The organism is Corallococcus praedator (assembly GCF_003612125.1).
Taxonomy (GTDB): Bacteria; Myxococcota; Myxococcia; order Myxococcales; family Myxococcaceae; genus Corallococcus; species Corallococcus praedator.
The window spans coordinates 1-413 of the sequence record NZ_RAWI01001230.1 but is presented as its reverse complement, the minus strand read 5'-3'; the positions used below and the strand labels follow the sequence as shown (position 1 = coordinate 413).

1 protein-coding gene is annotated in these 413 nt (G+C 59.8%); it reads right to left on the bottom strand.

The window, feature by feature from the left end; all coding sequences use genetic code 11:
• Positions 1–413: aminotransferase class V-fold PLP-dependent enzyme (locus D7Y13_RS43855; RefSeq protein ID WP_120631153.1), on the bottom strand; the 413-nt coding region annotated here is incomplete at both ends.

Here is a 413-nt window from a genome sequence, read left to right as displayed (position 1 = left end):
ATCCGGCACTGATCGCGATTCCAGCCAGATTCATCTGTCGCACGACGGCTTTGCCGCTGAGCCTTTCGCCATCGGCATTGAGCAGACAGAAGCTGGCATGATGCGGCAGGCGATGCAGGCGATCGCCCGTTGGCACAAGGTTTGGCACGTCGGATAGGAGATCGAAGAGTCGATCGCGCAGTCCGATCAGGCGTGGCGTTTCAGTCACTAATTCCTGCATGGCAAGTTCCGCCGCCGTCCCAAATCCGGCGATAATCGGAACCGCCTGCGTCCCCGATCGCAGCTTAAATTCCTGTCCGCCGCCGCCCAACAGGGGAACGAGCGAAATACCCGGACGCACATACAGCGCTCCGGCTCCTTGCGGCCCGTAAATCTTGTGGCTCGACAGTGAGAGCAAATCGACGGGCAACTTC